The organism is Xanthomonas arboricola, from assembly GCF_003353015.1.
In the GTDB taxonomy this organism is placed as follows: domain Bacteria; phylum Pseudomonadota; class Gammaproteobacteria; order Xanthomonadales; family Xanthomonadaceae; genus Xanthomonas; species Xanthomonas arboricola_E.
This window is the reverse complement of sequence record NZ_QREM01000009.1, coordinates 274314-294706: the sequence shown is the minus strand read 5'-3', so window position 1 is coordinate 294706 and position 20393 is coordinate 274314. Positions and strand designations below refer to the sequence as shown.

Below are 20393 nucleotides of genomic sequence, written 5' to 3'. Positions count from 1 at the left end.
GCCAATGATGCGCTCCCTCGTGTTTTGCGCCCTGACGCTGCTGCCGCTGGCAGCCTTCGCATCCAGCCTGGCCGGCACCTCGGCGGGCGCATCGTCGGCCGGTTCGTCCAATTCCTCCGGCAGCAGTTCCGGCGACGACAAGGTGGTGGCCGATGCGCGCGAGGATGCGGCCGGCTTTGTCGCCAGCGACGGCGCGATCCGCGGCGCGCGGCTGGAAGCGGCGCTGCTGCAGCTGCGCAGTCGCAGCGATGCGGCGCGCCTGTCCAGCGACCTGGAACTGGCGCAGTCCATCCTGGCCCAGTGAGTCCGCCGCGCCGGTGCTGGTGGCTGTGGCTGGCCGCAGCGATCGCACCGGCGGCGCAGGCCGAATTACGCGTCGATGTCGATCCGCAGGGCCTGACTGCAGCGCAGATCGATGCCTCGCATGCCTTGGTGCAGCAGGTTGCGCAGCGCCTGCCGCGCGCCTGGATGCAGCGTATCGACGCACCGGTCCGGCTGCAGTGGCGCACGGATTTGCCCGCACACGTGCATGGCCGCGCAATCGGCCGGCGCGTCTTGCTTGATCGTGCGTTGCTGGATGCCTGGAGCGCGCAGGCGACCGCTGCGCAGGCCGACCTCGATGCACCGGCCACGCGCGCGGCGATGGCGGCGGCGGTGCACGAGCTGGCGCATGTGCTGGACCGCGGTGCGCACGGTGGCCTGTCGCGTGACCCGCGCTTGCGCGATCTGGCCGGCTGGCAGGTGCGTCCCTGGCGGATCGGGCGTGGCGCAAACCGGTTCAGCGATCGCAGCCCCGACGATTACGAACGGCGCAGCCCGGCCGAATTCGTCGCGGTGAACCTCGAACACTACGTGCTCGATGCCGACTACCACTGCCGGCGTCCGGCGCTGGCGGCCTGGTTCGCCGAGCAGGTGGGCGCCATGCCCGATACGACGCATTGCGAGACGGCGCTGTCGTACCTGCAGGCCGACAACGATGCCGGCGCAATGTCGGTGCTGGCACTGGATCCAGCGCGCGTGTACGCGGTGGACTACCTGCTGGCCGAGGGCAATGCGCAGCCGATGAGCCGCTGGGGCCACAGCATGCTGCGCCTGGTCATTTGCGCCCCTGGTCGTGCGCCCGGCCCCGATTGCCGTCTGGATCTGCCGTATCACCGCGTGCTGTCGTTCCGCGCCTTCGTCGGCGATGTGCAGATCTCCAGCTGGCGCGGACTGACCGGCGCGTATCCTTCGCGGCTGTTCGTACTGCCCTTGAATCAGGTGGTCGACGAATACACCAAGGTCGAACTGCGCGCCCTGTCGTCGGTGCCGCTGAAGCTCACGCCCGAGGAAATCGCCGCGTTGCTCGCACGCGCCGCGCAGGTGCACTGGAGTTACGACGGGCGCTACTACTTCATCGGCAACAATTGCGCGGTGGAGACCTTCAAGCTCCTGCACGACGGCGTGCCGCGGCTGGCCGCGGCCGGGCTGTCGTCGATCACCCCGCGCGGCGTGCGCCAGCGGCTGCACCGTGCCGGCATCGCCGACCTGCAGGTGCTGGACGACCGTATGCAGGCGACTCGCCAAGGCTATTACTTCGAGTCGGCGGCGGCGCATTACCAGGCCATGTTCGAGGTGATCCGGCGCGGCCTGCCGCTGCCGCAGACCAGCGTGGAGCAATGGCTGGACGCGCGGCCGGACGCACGTGCGCCGTGGTTCGAGCGCGGCGGTCTGCGCGAGACGGCTGCAGCGTTGTTGCTGGAACAGGCCGCGTTGCGCCGCCAGGAGTTGCTGGCACGCGATGCGCTCAAGCGCCTGCTGACCCCCGGCGCAGCCGGGCGCGACTCGGTGCAGGCTCAGTTGCAATCGCTGTTCGCCCGCCAGGCCCGCCTCAGTCACCCGGCGTCACTGTTGGGTACCGCCGGCTACGGACTGCCGCAAACAGGCGAGCAGCAACGCCTGAGCGCGCGCGTGGCGCAGGAAACCGGCGTACTGGTCGACGGCTGGAAACAGCTGCAGGCACTGGGGCGGCAGCAGCTGCCGACCGAGGTCCGCGCCGGCCTGGAGCAGGGCGAGGCGAACGTGCAACGCCTGCGCGTGCGCCTGCGGATGCTCGCGCGCGGCGATGCAAGCGCCGACAACATGCAGCCGGATGACGGCGTACCCCTGCAGGTGCGATAGCGGCGCAGCGTGCCCAGGTCGCAGAAGCGACGCGCTACGCCTGCCTCATCCAGCCGGTTGCAGATCCGTCTGCACCGGCGTGCGCATCAGTCGGCGCGGCCCGCGAATTCGCCGGTGCTGGTGTTGACCAGCACCCGCTCACCGTTGGTGATGTATTCGGGCACCATGATTTCCAGGCCGGTGTTGAGCTTGGCCGGCTTGGGCCGCTTGGTGGCGGTGCCGCCCTTGAGTTCGGGCGGGGTTTCGATCACTTCCAGCGTCACCGTCTGCGGCAGTTGCACGGCCACCGGCTGGTCGTCGATCACCTGCACGTAGATGCCGGTCAGCCCGTCGGTGATGTAGCCGGCGTCGGTGCCGATCACCTCCGCATCCAGCGTGTACGGCGTGAAGTCTTCGTCGTCCATGAACACGAACGCCTCGCCATCCTTGTACGAGAACGTGGACAGGCGACGCAGCAGTTCCACGTCCGGCAGGTTGTCGTCGGCGTCGAAGCTGGCGTCGGTCTTCACACCGCCCGGCACGCTATACATGATGAAACGGAAGCGCACATTGCCGCCGCGACCCTGCGGCGAGCTGCGCTCGATGTCGCGGATCTGGTAAATGCCGCCGTTGTATTCGACGACGTTGCCTTTCTTGATGTCGTTGGCTTTCATGGATGTAAGTCGGAGATTGGGGATTGGGGATTTGGGATTGGCAAGTGCGGCTGGGTTGCAGGCGGCGGTTGCCGTTGCGAATCCCCAATCCCGACTCACCAATCCCGGCTACTTGGGTGCCAGCCGCACGCCGCCGTCCAGGCGAATCACCTCGCCATTGAGATAGCGATTGCGCAGGATGAAGGCGACGGTGTCGGCGTATTCGTCGGGTTGGCCCAGGCGCGAGGGGAACGGGATCGCCGCGGCCAGCGATTGCTGCACCGCCTCGGGCATGCCGTCCACCATCGGGGTCCAGAACACGCCCGGAGCGATCGTCATCACGCGGATGCCGAAGCGTGCCAGTTCGCGTGCCATCGGCAAGGTCATGCCGACCACGCCGCCCTTGCTGGCGGCATAGGCGGCCTGGCCGATCTGGCCTTCGTAGGCGGCCACCGAGGCGGTGTTGATGATCACGCCGCGCTCGCCGTCGTCGCCGGCATGGTTGTGTTGCATCACGTCGGCCGCGGCCTTGGCCACGTTGAAGCTGCCGACCAGGTTGACCAGCACGGTGCTGCGGAAGGTCGCCAGCGGCATCGGCGCTTCCTTGCCGAGCACCCGGCCCGAACCCAGGATGCCGGCGCAATTCACCACCAGGTTGAGCCCGCCCAGCGCCTGCGCGGCCTGCGCCACGTTGGCGGCGACCTGCGCCTCGTCGGTGACATCGGTGGCGAAATACTGCGCGTTGCCGTCACCGAGCAGCGCCAGCGCCGCGTCGGCCTTGTCGGCGTTGACGTCGAACAGGGCGACCTTGCCGCCATCGGCCACGATGCGCTGCGCCACGGCCAGGCCCAGGCCGGACACGCCGCCGGTGACGATGGCAAGAACAGAAGAAGGCTGCATGCGGTGGTTCCTCAAAGATCCTGGAGGCCGGTGATGCCGGCCGGCGAACGGGTGACGACGCAGCCGGCGATTCTAGCCGAAGCGTCCGTGCGCCCGCCCTGGAAGATGCGCGGGCGTGGCGGCGTGCGGGACTGAAATCTCAGCCGGCGGCCGCCAGGGCCTTGCCGACCTTGCTGCCGGTCTCGCGGCCCAGCAGCTGCGCCAGCCAGCGGCCGGTGCCGGCGAGGGCGGGCAGGTTGATGCCGGTCGGCATGCCCAGCCCGTGCAGCAGGTACACCACGTCTTCGCTGGCGACATTGCCGCTGGCGCCCTTGGCGTAGGGGCAGCCGCCGGCCCCGGACACCGCCGCATCGACCACGCGCACGCCTTGCTCCAGGCAGGCGGCGATATTGGCCAGCGCCTGGCCATAGGTGTCGTGGAAGTGCACCGCCAATGCCGGCATCGGCACCGCCTGCGCCACCGCGGCCAGCATCTGGCGTGCCTTGCCCGGCGTGCCCACGCCGATGGTGTCGCCCAGCGAGATCTCGTAGCAGCCCAGCGTGTACAGCCGTTGCGCGACATCGACCACGTCGGCCACCAGCACCTCGCCCTGGTACGGGCAGCCCAGTACGGTGGAGACGTAACCGCGCACGCGCACGCCGTCGAGGGCCGCCTGTTGCAGGATCGGGCGAAAGCGTTCGATCGATTCGTCGATGCCGGCATTGGTATTGGTGCGATTGAAGGCTTCCGACGCCGCGGTGAACACCGCCACTTCCCGCGCACCGGCGGCGCGCGCGCGCGCATAGCCCTGCAGGTTGGGCACCAGCACCGGATAGGCGATGCCCGGCGCCTGGGTGATGCCGGCGAACACCTCGGCCGCGTCGGCCAGTTGCGGCACCCAGCGCGGGCTGACGAAGCTGGTCGCCTCGATGCTGCGCAGCCCGGTTGCGGAAAGTCGGTCGATCAGCGCGATCTTGTCGGCGGTGGCGATCGGTGTGGCTTCGTTCTGCAGGCCATCGCGCGGGCCGACCTCGACAATGCGCACGAAGTCGCTCACGCCGCGCCCTCCGGCAGCCAGGCCGGGCTGCGCTTGTCGAGGAAGGCACCCAGGCCTTCCTGGCCCTCCGCGGAAACGCGCAGGCGCGCGATCCACGCGGCATTGGCGGCGTCGATGGCGTCGCGGTCGGTCGGCGGCAGCACCGCGCGCACCAGTGCCTTGGCGCTGGCCGCGGCCAATGGGGCGGCCGCCAGCAACAGGCGGACCTGGCGCTCCACCGCGATATCCAGTTGGTCGGCGGCCACCAGTTGATGCAACAGGCCCAGCAACTGCGCGGTGGCCGCGTCGAAGATCTCGGCAGTGGCGAACCAGCGCCGCGCCTGGCGCGCGCCGATCGCCGCGATCACGTACGGCGAAATGACCGCCGGCAGCAGGCCGAGCTTGCTCTCGGTCAGCCCGAAGCGCGCCTCGGTGCAGCCGATGGCGATATCGCAGCACGCCACCAGGCCCACGCCGCCGCCGAACGCCGCGCCGTTGACGCGCGCGATGGTCGGCTTGGGCAGTTCGTCCAGCGTGCGCATCAGGCGTGCCAGGGCCAGTGCATCGGCCGCGTTGTCGGCCTCGCTGGCGCCGGCCATGCCGCGCATCCAGTTCAGGTCGGCGCCCGCAGAGAACGCGGCGCCGGCACCGGTGATCACCACCACCCGGATCTGCGCTGCCTGGCCGGCCTGCTGCAGGGCGTGGGTGAGCGCGCTGATCAAGGTCGCATCGAAGGCGTTGTGTACCGCCGGGCGGTGCAGACGTAACGTACGGACCGCTCCCTGGTCCTCCACGATCAAGCCGGAGTCCTGCATTGCGTCAACGTCCATGAATGGGATGCGAACCATGATAGCGGTACGGGTCGGCTGGGCCATGACGCGGTGCGTCGATGCTAGAATTGAGAACCATTCCTAACAATCAGGCCGTCTTTGTGACGTTGTCCGACATGCCTTTGCATCGCGCCGCCATCGTGGACTCCGTGGAGGAGCGTCTGCCCAACGACACGATCGCCAGGCGGCTGCGCGAACTGGGCTTTGTCGCTGGCGAGGAAGTGACGGTGCTGGCGACCGGGCCGGTCGGACGCGAGCCGCTGCTGGTACAGGTCGGTTACACGCGGTTTGCCCTGCGCCGCAGCGAAGCCGCACGCGTGCAGGTGCGCGTCGATGGAGCCCAGGCATGAGCGCGGCAAGTGTTCCGTTGCGGCTGGCACTGGTGGGCAATCCCAACAGCGGCAAGACCGCCCTGTTCAACCAGCTGACCGGCAGCCGGCAGAAGGTTGCCAATTACACCGGCGTCACCGTCGAACGCAAGGAAGGGCAGTTCCGCGCGCCATCCGGGCGCGACTTCGCGGTGCTGGATCTGCCCGGCGCCTACAGCCTGCAGCCGGCCAGCCTGGACGAGGCGATCACCCGCGACCTGTGCCGTGGCTTCTATCCCGGCGAACCCGCACCGGACGTGCTGGTGTGCGTGATGGATGCGACCAACCTGCGCCTGCATCTGCGCTTTGCGCTGGAGCTGCGCGAGCTGGGCCGGCCGATGATCGTGGCGCTGAACATGGTCGACGCCGCGCAGCGGCGCGGCATCGTCATCGACCTGCCGGCGCTGGAACAGGCGCTCGGGGTGCCGGTGGTGGAAACGGTGGCGGTGCGCCGCGGTGGTGCCAAGGCACTGGTCGAGCGCATCGACGCGCAGGCCGCGAGCCTGGCGGCACCGAGCGCCACGCCGCCTGCCGATGGCAACTACCATGCGCAGGTGCGACAGATCCTGAGTGCGGCTGTGACCATGCCGACGCGGACCTCGCGCGTGGACGATGCGCTGGACCGCTGGCTGCTGCACCCGGTCTGGGGCCTGGTGACGCTGGCGGTGGTGATGTTCCTGATCTTCCAGGCGGTGTATGCCTGGGCCAACCCGGTGATGGACCTGATCGATGCCGGCACCGCGATGCTGGGTGAGTGGGTGGGCACCACGCTGCCGGAGGGCCCGCTCAACAGCCTGCTCAAGGACGGTATCGTCACCGGCTTGGGCGGGGTGATCAAGTTCCTGCCGCAGATCCTGATCCTGTTCGCCTTCATCCTGGCGCTGGAGGAATCCGGCTACCTGCCGCGCGCGGCGTTCCTGCTCGATCGCATGATGGCGGCGGCCGGTTTGTCCGGGCGCTCGTTCATCCCGCTGCTGTCGAGCTTTGCCTGCGCGGTGCCCGGCATCATGTCCACCCGCAGCATCCAGGACCCGCGCGACCGGCTCGCCACCATCATGGTCGCGCCGTTGATGACGTGTTCGGCGCGCCTGCCGGTGTATGCCTTGCTGATCGGCGCCTTCATCCCGCAGAAGACCGTGTGGGGCATCTTCAACCAGCAGGGCCTGATCCTGTTCGCGCTGTATGCCGCGGCCATCGTCAGCGCGCTGCTGGTGTCGTGGACGATGAAGAAGTGGCGCCGCGACAAGAGCGAGCATCCGTTGATGCTGGAGCTGCCGTCCTATCGCCTGCCGCATCTGCCCGACCTGGCGCTGGGGCTGTGGGAGCGTGCGCTGATCTTCCTCAAGCGTGTCGGCGGCATCATCCTGGCGCTGACCATCCTGCTGTGGTTCCTGCTGTCGTTCCCGGCCGCGCCGGCCGATGCCACCTTGCCGGCGATCGACTACAGCTTCGCCGGGCGCATCGGCCATGCGATGGCGATCTTCTTCGCGCCGCTGGGCTTCAACTGGCAGATCTGCATCGCGCTGATCCCCGGCCTGGCCGCGCGCGAGGTGGCGGTGGCCTCGCTGGCAACGGTATACGCACTGTCGGCTGCCGACGACGAAGCCGCCGCGCAGGCCTTGTCGCCGCTGATCAGCGATGGCTGGTCGCTGGCCACCGCGCTGTCGCTGCTGGTCTGGTACATCTACGCGCCGATGTGCATCTCCACCCTGGCCACGATCAAGCGCGAAACCAACTCGTGGAAGCAGATGACCATCAGTACGGTGTACCTGTTCGCACTGGCCTACCTGGCCTCGCTGGTGACCTACCAGCTGGCCGTGCTGCTGGGGGCCGGCTAAGGTGGATCTGTCGCTCACGCTGCAATACCTGGTCATCGCGCTGGCGGTGTTGCTCAGCCTGTGGGTGGTGATGAAGAAGCAATTTCCCGGCACGCTGCGGCGTGTGCGCGGCGCAGTGGCAATCGGCCTGTTGCGTGATGGACGGCCTGCATGGATGCGTTCACTGGGGCGGCGGGTGGCACCGCCGGTCGCGCAGAACGCCTCTGCCTGCGGTGGTTGCGACAGCTGCGGGCCGACGCCGCCCCGTCGTCACTGACGCACGGCATCCCTTACACTTGCGCGGCCGCAGGACGCGGCGGAGCAGGGGGTGCAGATGCGGTTGTTGGTGTTGTTGGCGGTCCTGGCGGCAGTCGCCGGTGTTTACAACTATGGCGGCAACGCGCTGGACGAAGCGCAGGTGCGCGATTTCTACGCCGCGCACGACAAGGCGATGCGTGGCCAGGACGGCGAAGCGCTGTGTGCGATGACCGCGCCGGCGTTCGAAATGGTGGTGCTGTACCGCATGGATTCGCATCAGCAGCGGCAGACCACCACCCGCGAGCAGTACTGCAAATCCAATGGCGAGTGGGCGCAGGCGTTGCGCCAGATGCGTCACGTGGCCAACCCGGAAGAGGTGATCGACTACAAGCAGTCGATCACCAGGATCGAGGTCGCCGCCGATGAAGCCTCGGCCATGGTCGAGACACGTGCCACGCTCGGCTTGCCGGGGGTGCGCATGACCTTCCGCTCGCGCGACAAGCTGGTCCGCAAGCGCTGGAAGACCTTGATCGAACGCAGCGAAGGTACTGCCTGGGTCGGCCCGGCGTACGAGTAGGCGCCGCCGCCAACAGCGCTGCCCATCGTCGGGACGGCGCCACCGTCGCGCGGAAGCGCTGCCTGTCATCTGCACTCCTCTGTCTGGCTCGCTGCCCGGCCGACTCACGCACGCAGCGTGCGTCGACGGGACAGGCGACATTCTGCGTGATGCGATGCGCGCGGTGGTGGCCCTGCTGGCCGGCGCCGACGTAAGTACATCGGCATCGCCGTAGGGCGATGCCGGTAGTGCCGCCGCCACGCGAGAAAGCGTCGTGACGCACGGCGATGCTTGGTGCAGCGGCCCTGCTGCAGCAGCGACACCGGCATAGGCGGAGTTGCGTATTTGCCGCTGCAGTGCACAGCGCGTCTGCGACGTGCCTTCGCTATGCTTGCGCCATGACGACCTCCTTCCAGATCTCCCGACGTGCGCAGGCGCTGACCAGTTCGGCGATTCGCGAAATCCTCAAGGTGACCGAGCGGCCGGAGGTGATTTCCTTCGCCGGCGGGCTGCCGTCGCCGGCCACCTTTCCGGTGGAGCGCATGCGCGCGGCCAGTGATCAGGTGCTGCGCGATGCGCCGCAGGCCGCACTGCAATACGGCCCCACCGAAGGCTATGCGCCGCTGCGCGACTGGGTGGCCGCACGCCTGAGCCGCGACGGCGCCAGCATCCGGCCCAGCCAGGTATTGATCACCACCGGCTCGCAGCAGGGGCTGGACCTGCTCGGCAAGGTCTTCATCGATGAGGGCAGCAAGGTGCTGGTGGAAACGCCGAGCTACCTGGGTGCGTTGCAGGCGTTTTCGCTGTTCCAGCCGCGCTTTGTCGGCATGCCCTCGGACGAGGACGGGGTGGTGGTGGACGCGCTGGACCCTGCATTGCTGGCCGATGCGCGCTTTCTGTACTGCCTGCCGAATTTCCAGAACCCCACCGGTCGCCGGCTGCCGCTGGCGCGGCGCCAGGCCCTGGTGGAGCGCGCAGCGGCAGCGGGCGTGCCGATCGTCGAAGACGATCCGTATGGCGAGCTGTATTACAGCGGCCGGCCGCTGCCGAGCCTGTTGTCGCTCAATCCGGAGGGCGTGATCTACATGGGCTCGTTCTCCAAGGTGCTCGCGCCCGGCTTGCGGCTGGGCTATGTGGTTGCGCCCGAGGCGGTGCTGGGCAAGCTGATCCAGGCCAAACAGGCGGCCGATCTGCATACGCCGTCGTTCACCCAGCGCGTGGTCCACCAGACGCTGCAGGACGATTTCCTGGACACGCATATCCCGCAGATCCGCGCGCTGTATGCGCGTCAGTGCAACTTGATGCTGGAGGCACTGGATCGGCATTTTCCGCCCCAGGTGCACTGGAATCGCCCCGAAGGCGGCATGTTCCTGTGGGTGAGCCTGCCGCCCGGGCTGGACGGCACCGCGCTGCTGGCGCGTGCGATCGCGCGCAACGTGGCGTTCGTGCCGGGCGCGCCGTTCTACGCCACCTTGCCGCAGGTCAATACCTTGCGGTTGTCGTTCGTCACCGTGCCCGGCGACAGGATCGATGCCGGCATCCAGGTCCTGGGCGAGGTGTTGCGCGAGGCGCTGGCCGAGTTGCCCGGGCAGGGTGCGTGACCACGCAGGCCAGTGGCGCGCAGGCACCGGCGCTGGCGGTCAGCATCGACCGCGTGGCGATCGGGGTCGCACGCGATTTCACCCGCCCCGGTAGCCGCAGCGCCATCGACAAGCGTGCGGTGAGCGGGCCTGTGCGCGTCGGTCCGGACGGGCTGCACGGCGACGAGCAGGGCGACCTGCGTGTGCATGGCGGGCCGGACAAGGCGATCCATCACTATCCGCGCGATCACTACGCCGCCTGGCAGGCCGAGCTCGGTGCGCACGCGCTGCTGGAGACGGCCGGCGCCTTCGGCGAGAACCTGAGCAGCGTCGGCCTTACCGAGGCCGAGGTCTGTCTGGGCGATCGCTTTGCATTGGGTACGGCGGTGGTGGAAGTGTCGCAACTGCGTCAGCCATGCTGGAAGCTGTCCGACCGTTTCGGCCTGCGCGACATGGCGCGCCGCGTGCAGGACACCGGCCGCACCGGCTGGTATTACCGCGTGCTGCAGCCCGGTCACGTGGCAGCCGGCAACACGCTGACGCTGCAGCAGCGGCCGCATCCGCAATGGACGCTGTCGCGCCTGCAACAGCTGTTGTACGCGCGCGATGTCGATGCCGCCGCCATCGCCGAGGTGTTGCAGCTGCCGCTGGTGCCGTCATGGAGGGCGCTGTTCGAGCGCCGCCTGCAACGCCGCGAAATAGAGAGCTGGAACAAGCGCCTGCATGGCGCAAGCGACTGAGAGCCGCCAACACCTTCGCGCGCGATCAAAGCCCGCGGCCGCACCAGGTGCAGCCTAGGCCATACGTCCTCGTCAATGTCCTTGCCAACCTCCAGCGCGCAGCCCCACCAACGCCCAACGGCTCGCTACGTTGCGTGCCAGCCACCACGCGCACCCGCGGACGCCACCAAGCCAACGCGGCACAGCACGGAAAACGCGCACACCCGCACCCGCTCTCACGATTCCCCAATCTCCATTCCCCATTCCCCATTCCCAGCTTTGACGAATCCCCGATCCCGACTCCCCATTCCCAGCTTTGACGATTCCCGAATCCCGAATCCCGGCTATCTTGTACAACCCGCCGCGCCTAGCTAGCCTGCCGCCATGACAACGTCTCCTGTGAAAGTTCTGATCCACGGCGCCTCCGGGCGGATGGGCAAGGCATTGCTGCGTCTGGCTGCCGAAGACGAGGCCTTGCACGTCGTCGGTGCGGTGGTGGGGCGTGCGCCCTCGCAGCGCGTGGTGGACGGCGTGCCGTATTTCGCCGCCAGCGAGCTCGGCGGTGCGCCGAGCTTCGACGTGGCAATCGACTTCAGCCTGCCGCAGGGCTTCGCGCCGATCCTGGCGTTGTGCGCGCAGCGCGGCAAACCGCTGGTGTCCGGCACCACCGGCCTGGATGAGGCGCAGCGCGCCGCATTGCTGGAGGCCGCGCAGCAGATTCCACTGGTGTGGGCATCAAATTTCAGCCTGGGCGTTGCGGTGCTGACCGAGCTGGTGGAGCGTGCCGCCGGCAGCCTGCCGGGCTGGGATTGCGACATCGTCGAAGCCCACCACGTGCACAAGCAGGACGCACCCTCCGGGACTGCACTGACGCTGGGGGAGGCGGCCACCGGCAGCGGCGCGCAGCCGCGCTTTGCCAGCCTGCGCGCCGGCGACATCGTCGGCGAGCACACGGTGCAGTTCACCGGGCTGGGCGAGCGGGTGGAACTGGTGCACCGCGCGACCAACCGCGACATCTTCGCGCGCGGCGCCCTGCATGCGGCCAAGCGGCTGCTCGGCAAGCCGGCCGGCAGCTATCGGGTGCGTGACCTGGTGCTGTAACCCGGCGCGTCGCTGCGCATGAATGGCGAGTGATCGCAGTGGCGCATTCATCCCGCCACTGCGATGCCGGCACGGCAGCCGGCGTTCTTCAGGCTGGCATGCCGGGGCACTTGCCTTTACAATTCTCGCTTGCCCGAACCAGCGTCGGACCGGTCCCCAGCACCGCGTCCGCGCTTTGCTGCAACCGGAATTTGGCCGGAAGCGCATCGGAGTCCCAGGCAGCCAGAGCGAGACCCCCACGTGACCCAACCCGCAATCCTTGTCCTCGAAGACGGCACCGTGTTCGAGGGCGAATCCGTAGGCGCCAACGGGCTTTCCGTCGGCGAAGTGGTGTTCAACACCGCCATGACCGGTTACCAGGAAGTCCTGACCGATCCCTCCTACGCCCGCCAGATGGTCACGCTGACCTATCCGCATATCGGCAACACCGGCTTTACCGATCAGGATGACGAGGCCAACAAGATCTGGGCCGCCGGCCTGATCGTGCGCGATGTGCCGCGTCGCCCCAGCAGCTGGCGCAGCCAGATGGCCCTGCCGGAATGGCTGCAGGCGCGCGGCGTGGTGGCCATTTCCGGCATCGACACACGCAAGCTGACCCGTCTGTTGCGCGAGAAGGGTGCGCAGAACGGCGCACTGATGGCCGGCGAGATCGATGTCGACAAGGCACTGGAAGCCGCGCGCAGCTTCCCCGGCCTGAAGGGCATGGACCTGGCCAAGGTGGTTTCCACCGAGACCAGCTACAGCTGGCAGGAAGGCTCGCTGGATCTGAATTCGGACACGTTCGTGCGCACCGAGCTGAAGCACAAAGTCGTGGCCTATGACTACGGCATCAAGCTCAACATCCTGCGCATGCTGGCCGACCGTGGGTGCGACGTCACCGTGGTGCCGGCACGCACGCCGGTGGCCGAGGTGCTGGCGATGCAGCCCGACGGTGTGTTCCTGTCCAATGGCCCGGGCGACCCGGAGCCTTGCGATTACGCGATCGCCGCGATCAAGGAGCTGGTCGCGCAGAAGGTGCCGACCTTCGGCATCTGCCTGGGCCATCAGCTGCTGGCGCTGGCCGCCGGCGCCAAGACGGTGAAGATGGCCACCGGCCACCATGGTGCCAACCATCCGGTGCAGGATCTGGACGGCGGGCGGGTGATGATCACCTCGCAGAACCATGGCTTTGCAGTGGACGAAAGCACGCTGCCGGCCAATGTGCGGGTGACCCATCGTTCGCTGTTCGATGGCACCAACCAGGGCATCGCGCTGACCGACGCACCGGCGTTCTCGTTCCAGGGCCACCCGGAAGCCTCGCCGGGCCCGCGCGACGTGGGGCCGCTGTTCGACCGGTTCGTGGCGTTGATGGCCAAGGATGCCAAGCGCGCATGAGCGCTCGGTTGATGGGTGTGCTGATCCTGCTGGTGGGCGCCGCCGTGGCCTATTGGGGCGTCTGGATGCCGCTGCAGCAGGCGCAGGCGGGCGTGGCGTCGATCACGCTGCCCGGAGGCATCAAACTGGCCTTGCTGGTGCCGATGTGTGTCGTTTTCGGCGTCGGCTATGTGGTTGGAGGAGGATCCTTCCATCAGCGCATGCAGAACACCGATCCGGACAAGGCGCGTCGCTGGGGCAAGACCTCCGGGACCGGCTGGCTGTTGCTCCTGGTCAGCTTCGCCGCTGCGTTCGCGCTGCATCAGTGGATGCAGAACACCCTGCGCGCCCTGGGCTATGGATACGCCGGATGAACCCGGCTTTCGGCTCCGTGGAGTCGATGCAACATCATGCCGCGTCGCGATGCGATCGCCGCGGCCACTCTTCCGCACCTGCGGCTCGCCGCATGTTCCTAATCGAGTAAAGAAATGCCAAAGCGCACCGACCTAAAAACCATCCTGATCATCGGCGCCGGCCCGATCGTCATCGGCCAGGCCTGCGAGTTCGATTACTCCGGCGCGCAGGCGTGCAAGGCGCTGCGCGACGAGGGCTACCGCGTGGTGCTGGTCAACAGCAATCCGGCCACGATCATGACCGACCCGGACATGGCCGATGCGGTGTACATCGAGCCGATCAACTGGCAGACGGTCGAGAAGATCATCGCCAAGGAACAGCCCGATGCCCTGCTGCCGACCATGGGCGGGCAGACCGCGCTGAACTGCGCGCTGGACCTGGCCGACCACGGCGTGCTGGAGAAGTACAACGTCGAGCTGATCGGCGCCAAGCGCGAAGCCATCCGCATGGCCGAAGACCGCGAGCTGTTCCGCGTGGCAATGGGCGAGATCGGCCTGGATTGCCCCCGCGCCGAAGTGGCGCACACGCTGGAAGAGGCGCTGGATATCCAGACCCGGGTCGGCTACCCGACCATCATCCGCCCCAGCTTCACCCTGGGCGGCAGCGGCGGCGGCATCGCCTACAACCGCGAGGAGCTGATCGAGATCGTCGGCCGTGGCCTGGAACTGTCGCCGACCACCGAAGTGCTGGTGGAAGAATCGGTGTTGGGCTGGAAGGAGTTCGAGATGGAAGTGGTCCGCGACACCGCGGACAACTGCATCATCGTCTGCGCGATCGAGAACCTCGACCCGATGGGCGTGCATACCGGCGACTCGATCACCGTGGCACCGGCGCAGACGCTCACCGACAAGGAATACCAGCGCCTGCGCGATGCCTCGATCGCGGTGCTGCGCAAGATCGGTGTGGATACCGGCGGCTCCAACGTGCAGTTCGGCATCAGCCCGACCACCGGCCGGGTGGTGGTGATCGAGATGAATCCGCGCGTATCGCGGTCCTCCGCGCTGGCGTCCAAGGCCACCGGTTTCCCGATCGCCAAGGTCGCCGCCAAGCTGGCGGTGGGCTACACGCTGGACGAATTGCGCAACGAGATCACCGGTGGCCTGACCCCGGCCTCGTTCGAGCCGTCGATCGACTACGTGGTCACCAAGATCCCGCGCTTTGCGTTTGAAAAGTTCCCGCAGGCCGATGCGCGCCTGACCACCCAGATGAAGTCGGTGGGCGAGGTGATGGCGATGGGCCGCACCTTCCAGGAATCGCTGCAGAAGGCGTTGCGTGGGCTGGAAACCGGCAAGATCGGGCTGGATCCGACCGGCCTGGACCTGGGCAGCGAAGACGATATCGCCACGCTCAAGCGCGAGCTCAAGGCGCCGGGTCCGGAGCGTCTGTTCTATGTCGCCGATGCCTTCCGCGCCGGCATGAGCGTGGCCGATGTCTACGCGCTGTCGTTCATCGACCCCTGGTTCCTGGATCAGATCGAAGAACTGATCAGCCACGAACAGCAGCTGGCCGACGACGGCATGCAGGCACTGGATGCAGCGCGTCTGCGCACGCTCAAGCGCGCCGGTTTCTCCGATGCGCGCCTGGCCGAGCTGACCGGCACCAACGAGGAATCGGTGCGCACGCTGCGGCGCGCGCTCAAGGTGCGCCCGGTCTACAAGCGCGTGGATTCCTGCGCTGCCGAATTCGCCACCAGCACCGCGTACCTGTATTCGACCTACGAGGACGAGTGCGAGGCGCTGCCGACCGATCGCGACAAGATCATGATCCTCGGCGGTGGCCCCAACCGCATCGGCCAGGGCATCGAGTTCGATTACTGCTGCGTGCACGCGGCGCTGGCGCTGCGCGATGACGGCTTTGAAACCATCATGGTCAACTGCAACCCGGAGACCGTGTCCACCGACTACGACACCTCCGACCGCCTGTACTTCGAGCCGCTGACGCTGGAAGACGTGCTGGAAATCGTCGAGCTGGAAAAACCCAAGGGCGTGATCGTGCAGTACGGCGGCCAGACCCCGCTGAAGCTGGCGCGCGCGCTGGAAGCCAATGGCGTGCCGGTGATCGGCACCTCGCCCGACTCGATCGACCTGGCCGAAGACCGCGAGCGTTTCCAGCAGCTGGTCGACAAGCTGGGCCTGAAGCAGCCGCCGAACCGCATTGCCCGCAATGCCGAGGAAGCCCTGGTGCTGGCGCGCGAAATCGGCTACCCGCTGGTGGTGCGCCCGAGCTACGTGCTCGGCGGCCGCGCGATGGAAATCGTCTACGGCGAATCCGACCTGGCGCGCTATGTGCGCGACGCGGTCAAGGTCTCCAACGATTCGCCGGTGCTGCTGGACCGCTTCCTGGATAACGCGGTGGAAGTGGACGTGGACATCATCGCCGACAAGGACGGCAACGTGCTGATCGGCGGGTTGATGGAGCACATCGAGGAAGCCGGCGTGCATTCGGGCGATTCGTCCTGCTCGCTGCCGCCGTATTCGCTCTCGCCCAAGACCCAGGCCGAGCTGCGTCGCCAGGTGGTGATGCTGGCCGAAGGCTTGAACGTGGTCGGCCTGATGAACACCCAGTTCGCGGTACAGGTGAACGAGGCCGGCGACGACGTGGTGTTCCTGCTGGAAGTGAACCCGCGCGCCTCGCGCACCGTGCCGTTCGTGTCCAAGGCGATCGGCATGCCGCTGGCCAAGATCGCCGCGCGCTGCATGGCCGGCAAGACGCTGGCCGAGCAGGGCGCCACCAAGGAAATCGTGCCGGGCTATTACTCGGTGAAGGAGGCGATCTTCCCGTTCGCCAAGTTCCAGGGCGTGGACCCGATCCTCGGGCCGGAGATGCGCTCCACCGGCGAGGTGATGGGCGTGGGCCGCAGCTTCAGCGCCGCGTTTGCGCGCGCGCAGGAGGCTGGCGGCATCAAGGCACCGCCGGTGGGCAAGGCCTTCGTGTCGGTGCGCGACCCGGACAAGCAGCGCGTGTTGCCGGTGGCGCAGGCGCTGGTGGAGCGCGGCTATACGCTGGTCGCCACGCGCGGCACCGGTGCCTGGCTGCAGCAGAACGGGCTGAGCTGCGAGATCGTCAACAAGGTCGCCGAAGGGCGCCCGCATATCGTCGATTCGATCAAGAACGGCGAGATCGTGTATATCGTCAACACCACCGAAGGCCGCGCCGCCATCTCCGACTCGTTTTCGATCCGGCGTGAAGCGTTGCAGCATCGCGTGACCTATTCGACCACTGTCGCCGGCGCCAAGGCGCTGGTGCATTCGCTGGAATTCCGCGGCACCGGCCCTGTCTGGTCGCTGCAGGAACTGCACAAGGAACTGGAAGCATGAGAGCACCCATGACCGCAAAGGGCGCGCAGCGCCTGCGCGAAGAGCTGGAGCAGCTGAAGTCGGTCAAGCGTCCGGCGGTGATCAACGCGATCGCCGAAGCGCGTGCGCACGGCGATCTGAAGGAAAACGCCGAATACCACGCCGCGCGCGAGCAGCAGAGCTTCATCGAAGGCCGCATCAAGCAGCTGGAAGGCGAGCTCTCGCATGCCGAGATCATCGACATCACCAAGCTGTCGGCCGGCAACAAGATCGTGTTCGGCGCCACGGTGACGCTGGCCGACACCGAGACCGACGAAGAGAAGCGCTACCAGATCGTTGGCGATCTGGAGGCGGACATCAAGCTGGGCATGATCGCGATCTCCTCGCCGCTGGCACGCGCACTGATCGGCAAGCTGGAAGGCGACTCGGTCACCATCGATGCGCCGGCCGGCCAGCGCGAGTACGAAGTGGTCAGCGTCGCCTATCTGGACTGACGGGCCGGGATCGAGCGACGCCACCGACCGATGACCACTGCCACGCTGCTGCTGCCGGAAAGACGCCGCCTGCCCGGTGAACTGGGTGACACGCCGGTGGCGCGTGCGCTGGCGCGTGCCGACCAGCAAGGTGCCGAGCCCGGCGAAGTGGCGCAGCTGCAGCGCCACTTCACGCTGACGCCTGCGCACTGGCCGGTGGCCGCGCTGACCCGCCAGCTCGATGCCGGCGATGCCGCCGGTGCGACCTGGGTACGTGCCGATCCGGCCTACGTGGTACCGGACATGCAGGGCGCGCGCTTGATGGGCTACGGCGAGGCGCTCGGCCCCACCGCCGAGGACCTGGCGGTGTTGTTGCCGATCCTCAAGCCGATGTTCGGCGATGCCGGCTTCCTGCTGGATGCGCCCACGCCTGCGCGCTGGTATCTGCGGCTGTCGCCGGATGCCAGGCTGCCGGACTTCGCGCCACCGGATCTGGCGATCGGCGACGACCTGTTCGAGCATCTGCCGGCCGGCGAGATCGGCCGGCGCTGGCGCGCCTTGCTGACCGAGGCGCAGGTGCTGCTGCATCAGCACCCCTGGAACGAGGGCCGCGTGGCCAGCGGCAAGCCGGCGATCAATTCGCTGTGGTTCTGGGGCGGCGGCGTGCTGCCACATGCGGTGAGCTCGCCGCACCGTCAGGTACGCAGCCGCGAATCGCTGCTGCGTGCGCTGGCGCTGGCGGCCGGTGCCGATGCGCAGGGTGAACAACGCGTGGATGCGTTGGTGGACCTGCGCCATCTGCGCTCGCTGCAGCAGTTCAGCGACGATGCGGTGGCGCCCTTGCTGGCGGCGATGGCACGTGGCGAACTGGATCGGCTGGTGCTGGATTTCCAGGATGGCGAAACCGTGTCGCTGACGCATGCGCAACGCTGGCGTTTCTGGCGCAAGCCGCGCGTACAGCTGGCGCAATGACCTCCACCCCGCGGATCGTCCGGCGCCCGCCAGGGCAGGCCGGCAGTTGGCCCGATGCCATGTTGCCGCTGCTGCGCCGCATCTATGCCGCGCGCGGCGTGACCGATCCGCAGGGCGCGCAGCCGCGTCTGGGGCAGTTGCTGTCGCCGCAGTTGCTGCACAACAGCGACGTCGCGGCCGAGCTGCTGGCCGATGCGATCGCACAGCAGCGGCGCATCCTGGTGGTGGGCGATTTCGACTGCGATGGCGCCACTGCGTGTGCGGTTGGCGTGCGTGGCTTGCGCATGCTCGGCGCACTGGATGTGCACCACGCCGTGCCCAACCGCATGGTGCATGGCTACGGCCTGTCGCCGGCACTGGTGGAGGAACTGGCCGCATTGCAGCCGGATCTGCTGGTCACGGTCGATCACGGCATCGCCTGCCACGCCGGCGTGGCCGCGGCCAAGGCGCGTGGCTGGACGGTGCTGGTCACCGACCATCACCTGCCTGGCGAGGTATTGCCGCCGGCCGATGCGATCGTCGATCCGAATCTGGCCAACGACCGCTTCCCGAGCAAATCCCTGGCCGGGGTCGGGGTGATCTTCTATGTGCTGATGGCCTTGCGCGGTGTGCTGCGCGCGCGCGGCGCCTTCGCCGAACGCGCCGAGCCGGATCTGTCGGTATTGCTGGACCTGGTGGCAGTCGGCACGGTCGCCGATCTGGTGCCGCTGGACACCAACAACCGTGCGCTGGTGTCGGCCGGCCTGCGCCGCCTGCGCGAGGGCAAGGGCTGCATCGGTCTGCGCGCGCTGATCGATGCCAGCGGCCGCGACGTGGCGCGCCTGAGCGCCAGCGATATCGGCTTTGCATTGGGGCCACGGCTCAACGCCGCCGGCCGGCTGGAAGACATGGCGCTGGGCATCGAACTGCTGCTCAGCGAGGACTGGAGTCGGGCGCGCGAGATTGCCGGCACCCTGGAAGAGATCAACGCCGAGCGTCGCGCGGTACAGCAGTTGATGACCGACGATGCCGAGCAGGCGGTCACCAAGGTGGTGCTGGATGCCGATGGCGAATTGCCGATCGCCGCGTGCCTGTTCGACGCCGACTGGCACCCCGGTGTCATCGGCCTGGTCGCCTCCAAGCTCAAGGACCGGCTGCATCGCCCGGTGATTGCATTGGCGCCGGCCGAGCCGGGCAGCAGCCAGTTGCGTGGCTCGGCGCGTTCGATTCCCGGCCTGCATATCCGCGATGTGCTGGCGGCGGTGGACGCGCGCCACCCGGGCCTGATCCAGAAATTCGGCGGCCATGCGATGGCGGCCGGCTTGAGCATCGAGCTTGCCGTACTGCCGACCTTCGAGCAGGCGTTTCGGGCGCAGGTGCAGACGATGGTGGATGCCTCGTTGCTGCATGCCGAATTGCAGAGCGACGGCGAACTGGCCGCGCACGAACTCGATCACCTGCATGCCGAGGCACTGCGCGTGGCCGGGCCGTGGGGGCAGGGCTTTCCCGAGCCGCTGTTCGATGGCCGATTCGAAGTGTTGCAGTGCCGCGTGCTCAAGGAGCGCCATCTCAAGCTCACCCTGCGCTGTGCCGGTCGCGCCGAACCGCTCAACGCCATCCACTTCAATGGCTGGCGCGGCAGCGAACCGCCACGCATGGTGCGGCTGGCGTACCGCCTGGTCAGCGACGATTATCGCGGCGGCACCGCGGTGCAGTTGATCGTCGAACATTGCGAGCCGGCGACAGTCACTGGCTGAGCTGCGGGCTCGGCGTTCTCTCTACCTTTTGTAGGCCGCAGCTGGCGTCATCTGGATGATCCAGGCCGCGTTGGTCGAGGGCGCGGTGTCCTCGCAGCTTGCGGGACGCGCCGTTAAGCCGTCCTTGGAGGGAGCTGAGGGTAGTGGGTTCTCAGGCGCGCGGCTGCCAACCGCTGGCTTCGGTGAGGGGCTGAGCTGCGAGATCGTCAACAA

Annotated in this window: 19 protein-coding genes; 15 read left to right on the top strand and 4 right to left on the bottom strand. The window is 67.8% G+C overall.

What is annotated here, in order from left to right; translation table 11 throughout:
* Nucleotides 1-4 precede the first annotated feature (4 nt).
* Together C0541_RS11850 and C0541_RS11845 are read left to right on the top strand one after the other, a co-directional pair.
* Entirely contained in the window at nt 5-304 is a 300-nt protein-coding gene (locus C0541_RS11850) for a DUF2388 domain-containing protein (RefSeq protein WP_024937732.1), read from the top strand.
* Nucleotides 301-2160 (top strand): DUF4105 domain-containing protein, encoded by a 1860-nt coding sequence (locus C0541_RS11845; RefSeq protein ID WP_115048571.1) that lies wholly within the window; start codon nt 301-303, stop codon nt 2158-2160. Before C0541_RS11850 ends, C0541_RS11845 begins: the two co-directional genes overlap by 4 nt.
* An 86-nt stretch (nt 2161-2246) precedes the next feature.
* On the opposite strand, the gene yeiP is transcribed toward C0541_RS11845, so the two are convergent.
* From yeiP to C0541_RS11825, 4 genes are all read right to left on the bottom strand, one after another.
* Nucleotides 2247-2813, bottom strand: a complete 567-nt coding sequence (yeiP, locus tag C0541_RS11840; protein WP_115048569.1) for an elongation factor P-like protein YeiP — start codon at nt 2811-2813, stop codon at nt 2247-2249.
* 108 nt (nt 2814-2921) lie between these two features.
* Nucleotides 2922-3692: an SDR family oxidoreductase gene (locus C0541_RS11835; protein WP_115048567.1), complete on the bottom strand. Its 771-nt coding sequence runs from the start codon at nt 3690-3692 to the stop codon at nt 2922-2924.
* Nucleotides 3693-3831: 139 nt separating this feature from the next.
* The gene (locus tag C0541_RS11830) at nt 3832-4728 is read right to left on the bottom strand and encodes a hydroxymethylglutaryl-CoA lyase (protein WP_115048565.1); all 897 of its coding nucleotides are present in this window, start codon (nt 4726-4728) and stop codon (nt 3832-3834) included.
* Nucleotides 4725-5522, bottom strand: coding sequence for an enoyl-CoA hydratase-related protein (locus C0541_RS11825; protein ID WP_115048563.1), 798 nt, complete (start codon nt 5520-5522; stop codon nt 4725-4727). The genes C0541_RS11830 and C0541_RS11825 overlap by 4 nt, the downstream gene beginning before the upstream one ends.
* Before the next feature lie 116 nt (nt 5523-5638).
* On the opposite strand from C0541_RS11825, the gene C0541_RS11820 reads away from it, so the two are divergent.
* From C0541_RS11820 to recJ, 13 genes are all read left to right on the top strand, one after another.
* Nucleotides 5639-5887: a FeoA family protein gene (locus C0541_RS11820; protein WP_115048561.1), complete on the top strand. Its 249-nt coding sequence runs from the start codon at nt 5639-5641 to the stop codon at nt 5885-5887.
* On the top strand, nt 5884-7743 hold the full coding sequence (feoB, locus tag C0541_RS11815; RefSeq protein ID WP_115048559.1) for a ferrous iron transporter B: 1860 nt from the start codon (nt 5884-5886) through the stop codon (nt 7741-7743). Before C0541_RS11820 ends, feoB begins: the two co-directional genes overlap by 4 nt.
* A gap of 1 nt (nt 7744) precedes the next feature.
* Nucleotides 7745-7999, top strand: a complete 255-nt coding sequence (locus C0541_RS11810) for a DUF6587 family protein (RefSeq protein WP_161960027.1) — start codon at nt 7745-7747, stop codon at nt 7997-7999.
* 57 nt (nt 8000-8056) lie between these two features.
* Complete coding sequence (locus C0541_RS11805) at nt 8057-8557, top strand: nuclear transport factor 2 family protein (protein WP_115048557.1); 501 nt, start codon at nt 8057-8059, stop codon at nt 8555-8557.
* A gap of 377 nt (nt 8558-8934) precedes the next feature.
* Nucleotides 8935-10137 carry a PLP-dependent aminotransferase family protein gene (locus C0541_RS11800; RefSeq protein ID WP_115048555.1) on the top strand — a complete coding sequence of 401 codons (1203 nt, stop codon included), beginning with the start codon at nt 8935-8937 and terminating at the stop codon, nt 10135-10137.
* Nucleotides 10134-10856 (top strand): MOSC domain-containing protein, encoded by a 723-nt coding sequence (locus C0541_RS11795; RefSeq protein WP_115048553.1) that lies wholly within the window; start codon nt 10134-10136, stop codon nt 10854-10856. Before C0541_RS11800 ends, C0541_RS11795 begins: the two co-directional genes overlap by 4 nt.
* A gap of 363 nt (nt 10857-11219) precedes the next feature.
* A complete protein-coding gene (gene dapB / locus C0541_RS11785) occupies nt 11220-11936 on the top strand; it encodes a 4-hydroxy-tetrahydrodipicolinate reductase (protein WP_115048549.1) in 717 nt (238 codons plus the stop codon).
* A gap of 240 nt (nt 11937-12176) precedes the next feature.
* On the top strand, nt 12177-13310 hold the full coding sequence (carA, locus tag C0541_RS11780) for a glutamine-hydrolyzing carbamoyl-phosphate synthase small subunit (protein ID WP_115048547.1): 1134 nt from the start codon (nt 12177-12179) through the stop codon (nt 13308-13310).
* Between the two features lie 11 nt (nt 13311-13321).
* Nucleotides 13322-13663, top strand: a complete 342-nt coding sequence (locus C0541_RS11775) for a hypothetical protein (protein WP_238601354.1) — start codon at nt 13322-13324, stop codon at nt 13661-13663.
* A 114-nt stretch (nt 13664-13777) separates the two neighbouring features.
* Nucleotides 13778-17020, top strand: coding sequence for a carbamoyl-phosphate synthase large subunit (gene carB / locus C0541_RS11770; protein ID WP_115048545.1), 3243 nt, complete (start codon nt 13778-13780; stop codon nt 17018-17020).
* 8 nt (nt 17021-17028) lie between these two features.
* On the top strand, nt 17029-17493 hold the full coding sequence (gene greA, locus C0541_RS11765) for a transcription elongation factor GreA (RefSeq protein WP_193725943.1): 465 nt from the start codon (nt 17029-17031) through the stop codon (nt 17491-17493).
* 30 nt (nt 17494-17523) lie between these two features.
* On the top strand, nt 17524-18444 hold the full coding sequence (locus tag C0541_RS11760) for a phosphoglycerate mutase (RefSeq protein ID WP_115048542.1): 921 nt from the start codon (nt 17524-17526) through the stop codon (nt 18442-18444).
* Complete coding sequence (recJ, locus tag C0541_RS11755; protein ID WP_115048540.1) at nt 18441-20180, top strand: single-stranded-DNA-specific exonuclease RecJ; 1740 nt, start codon at nt 18441-18443, stop codon at nt 20178-20180. Before C0541_RS11760 ends, recJ begins: the two co-directional genes overlap by 4 nt.
* Nucleotides 20181-20393: the final 213 nt, after the last annotated feature.

What these genes read in the sequence shown, in the direction of transcription:
- C0541_RS11850 (WP_024937732.1), top strand. Translation starts at nt 5, where the DNA reads ATGATGCGCTCCCTCGTGTTTTGCGCCCTGACGCTGCTGCCGCTGGCA.
- yeiP (WP_115048569.1), bottom strand. Translation starts at nt 2,813, where the DNA reads ATGAAAGCCAACGACATCAAGAAAGGCAACGTCGTCGAATACAACGGC.
- C0541_RS11835 (WP_115048567.1), bottom strand. Translation starts at nt 3,692, where the DNA reads ATGCAGCCTTCTTCTGTTCTTGCCATCGTCACCGGCGGCGTGTCCGGC.
- C0541_RS11825 (WP_115048563.1), bottom strand. Translation starts at nt 5,522, where the DNA reads ATGCAGGACTCCGGCTTGATCGTGGAGGACCAGGGAGCGGTCCGTACG.
- feoB (WP_115048559.1), top strand. Translation starts at nt 5,884, where the DNA reads ATGAGCGCGGCAAGTGTTCCGTTGCGGCTGGCACTGGTGGGCAATCCC.
- C0541_RS11805 (WP_115048557.1), top strand. Translation starts at nt 8,057, where the DNA reads ATGCGGTTGTTGGTGTTGTTGGCGGTCCTGGCGGCAGTCGCCGGTGTT.
- C0541_RS11800 (WP_115048555.1), top strand. Translation starts at nt 8,935, where the DNA reads ATGACGACCTCCTTCCAGATCTCCCGACGTGCGCAGGCGCTGACCAGT.
- dapB (WP_115048549.1), top strand. Translation starts at nt 11,220, where the DNA reads ATGACAACGTCTCCTGTGAAAGTTCTGATCCACGGCGCCTCCGGGCGG.
- C0541_RS11775 (WP_238601354.1), top strand. Translation starts at nt 13,322, where the DNA reads ATGGGTGTGCTGATCCTGCTGGTGGGCGCCGCCGTGGCCTATTGGGGC.
- carB (WP_115048545.1), top strand. Translation starts at nt 13,778, where the DNA reads ATGCCAAAGCGCACCGACCTAAAAACCATCCTGATCATCGGCGCCGGC.
- greA (WP_193725943.1), top strand. Translation starts at nt 17,029, where the DNA reads ATGACCGCAAAGGGCGCGCAGCGCCTGCGCGAAGAGCTGGAGCAGCTG.
- C0541_RS11760 (WP_115048542.1), top strand. Translation starts at nt 17,524, where the DNA reads ATGACCACTGCCACGCTGCTGCTGCCGGAAAGACGCCGCCTGCCCGGT.
- recJ (WP_115048540.1), top strand. Translation starts at nt 18,441, where the DNA reads ATGACCTCCACCCCGCGGATCGTCCGGCGCCCGCCAGGGCAGGCCGGC.